Annotated in this window: 2 protein-coding genes; both read left to right on the top strand. The window is 76.2% G+C overall.

The genetic code is table 11. From position 1 onward, the window contains the following. Positions 1 to 239: phosphopantetheine-binding protein (locus KBX39_RS27805; protein ID WP_210873339.1), on the top strand; the 239-nt coding region annotated here is incomplete at its 5' end. Then, a partial coding sequence (locus KBX39_RS27800) for a condensation domain-containing protein (RefSeq protein WP_210873337.1) occupies positions 236 to 2,914 on the top strand: 2,679 nt, incomplete at its 3' end. The genes KBX39_RS27805 and KBX39_RS27800, both read left to right, overlap by 4 nt.

The following is a 2,914-nucleotide window of genomic DNA, read 5'->3' as shown; positions in this document are numbered from 1 at the left end:
ACTCGCTGCTCAGCACCCGGATGGTGGCCCGGGTCCGGGAGGCGTTCGGCGTGGACGTGCCGTTGCACAAGGTCTTCACCGACCCGACGGTCGCCGGGCTCACCCGCGCGCTGACCGCCGACCCCGCGCAGCGGACCGTCGTGGAGAAGACCGCCGAGCTGCTGATCCGGCTCAGCGACCTGTCCGACGACGAGGTGCAGCAGGCACTCGACCGTGCCGACGGAAGGACGCAGGCATGAGCACCAGGCGGTTCGCCCTGTCCGCGCAGCGGCTCGCGTTGCTGGGCAACCTGCTCCAGGAGGAGGGCATCGACCGCGCCCCGGCGCGGACCGTGCCACCGCGCGCCGACCGGGACGCCCCGGTGCCGCTGACCTTCTCGCAGAGCCGGATCTGGTTCCTGGAGCAGTTCGCGGCGCACACCTCCGCGTACGTCATCTCCACGGCGATGCGGGTGCACGGCGACTTCCGCGCGGACCTGTTCGCCGGCGCCTGCGCCGAGGTGGTCCGCCGGCACGAGTCGCTGCGGACGGTCTTCTTCGAGCGGGACGGACGGCCGTACCAGCAGGTGCGGGCCGAGCTGCCGCCGGACGTGCAGGTCGAGGACGTGCCCGGGGTGACGCCCGGGGAGGTCGACGCCGAGCTGCGCCGCCGCGAGGAGGAGCTGATCGGCCGGCCGTTCGACCTGGCCGCCGGTTCGCCGGTGCGGGTCCGGCTGCTCCGCTTCGGCCCGCAGGTGACCGGCGTGCTGCTCAACCTGCACCACCTCGTGTCCGACCGCTGGTCGATGGGGGTGCTGCTGCGCGAGCTGATCGACTGCTACCGCGCCCTGCTCACCGGCGGGCCGCACGGCCTGCCCGAGCTGCCGGTGCAGTACGCCGACTTCGCCCTCTGGCAGCAGGAGCCGGCCGCTCAGCAGGCGTGGGCGGCGGACCTGGCGTACTGGACGGGCCAGCTTGGCGGCGCGCCACCGGAGATCGGCCTGGTCGGTGACCGGCCCCGGCCGAGGGAGAAGAGCTACCGGGGTGACTCGGTGCCGGTGGAGATCCCGCCGGCCGTGGTGACCCGGCTGCGGGCGCTGTCCCGGCAGGAGAACGCCACGCTGTTCATGGTGCTCCAGGCCGCCTTCGCGGTGCTGCTGCACCGGCTCACCGGCGACGAGGAGGTGGTGGTCGGCTCGCCGGTGGCCAACCGGCGCCTGGTCGAGCTGGAGCCGCTGATCGGGCTGTTCATGAACACCGTGGCGCTGCGTACCGACCTGCGCGGCGAGCCGTCGTTCCGGGAGCTGCTGCGCCGGGTCGGCGCGGTGTGCCTGGCCGCGTACGACCACCAGGGCATCCCGTTCGAGCGGCTGGTCGAGCAGTTGCAGCCGGAACGGTCGGCGGCCGGCACCCCGGTCTTCCAGGTGCTGTTCTCGTACCAGAACGTGCCGTTCCCGTCCTGGCACGACGGGCCGCTGCGGGTCGAGCCGGTCTCGCTGGACGCCCGCAAGGCCGAGTTCGACCTGCTGCTTGACCTCTTCGAGGACGGCGACACGATCTGGGGGCGGCTGGAGTACAGCACCGACCTGTTCGACGAGGCGACCGCCCGGCGTCACGTGGGCATGTTCCACCGTCTGCTGCGGGGCCTGCTGGACGACCCGGACACGCCGATCGGCGTGCTGCCGCTCGTCGGCCCGGTCGAGCGGGACGAGCTGCTGGCGCTGGCCACCGGTCCGGCGACCGACGCCGCCCGTCCGCTGGTCGGTGACGCCTTCGCCGCGGCGGTACGCCGTGACCCGGCCGCCCCGGCGGTGCGGTTCGGCTCGCGTACGGTCGGCTTCGGCGAGCTGGACGCGCTCGTCGGCGCGCTCGCCGACCGGTTGCGGGCAGCGGGCGTGCGCCGGGGCACCCGCGTCGGCGTGCGGCTGGACCGGTGCGTGGAGCTGGTGGCCGCGCCGCTCGCCGTCTGGCGGGCCGGCGGGGTGGTCGTACCGGTGGACCCGGCGCTGCCCGCCGACCGGGCCGCAGCGCTGCTGACGGCGGCCGAGGTCGCGTTGCTGCTCACCGCGCGCCCGCAGGGCGGCGTCCCGCGCTGGTCCGGGCCGACCTGCCTGGTGGACGACCCGTCCGCCGACCCGCGCGCGGTGCGCGGCGCCGCCGTGCCCGGTGCCCTCGTGCCGGACGCCGCGGCGCCGGCCGGCGCGGGCACTGTCACCGGCGGCGACCCGGCCTACGTCACCTCTCCGCCCGACGGTGCGCCGCGCACCACGGTGCACAGCCACGCCGCGCTGCGCGACCGGCTGCGCTGGTTGTCCGAGGCGGCCGGGCTGACCGCCGCCGACCGGGTGCTCCAGCAGGCGCCCCTGGCCGCCCCGGCGGCGGTCTGGGAGCTGTACGCCCCGCTGCTGAGCGGCGCGGCCGTGGTGCTGGCCCGGCCCGGCGGAGACCGCGACGCCCGCCACCTGGTCGGCCTGATCCGGGCGGAGCGGGTCAGCGTGGCCTGCTTCCGGCCCGACCTGCTCGCCGACCTTCTCGACCAGCGCGGGGTGGAGCGCTGCGCCGCGCTGCGGCACGTTTTCTGCGGTGGGGCGCCGCTGTCCCGGGACCTGGTGGCGCGCTTCGCGGAGCGGTCGCCGGCGGCCCTGCACCACGTGCTCGTGCCGCCGGACGTGGCCGCGCCGGTCACCGCCCACCTGTGCGCCGTCGACGGCGAGCTCACCGATCCGGCCACGCCCGACGGCGGGCCCGCCGACCCGGCCACGCCCGACGGCGGGCAGCGGCAGTTGATGCCGGTCGGCCGCCCGGTGCCGGGCACCCGGGCGCACGTCCTGGACCGGGCCGGTCAGCCACTCCCGGCCGGTGTGCCGGGGGAGCTGTACGTCGGTGGCGACCCGCTTCCGGCGCCGGCCGGAGGTGTGGCGGCGCTGCTGGCGCCG

The sequence above is a fragment of the Micromonospora sp. D75 genome, assembly GCF_018070405.1.
GTDB classification, from domain to species: domain Bacteria; phylum Actinomycetota; class Actinomycetes; order Mycobacteriales; family Micromonosporaceae; genus Micromonospora; species Micromonospora chalcea.
This window is presented reverse-complemented; position numbering and strand designations above follow the sequence as displayed.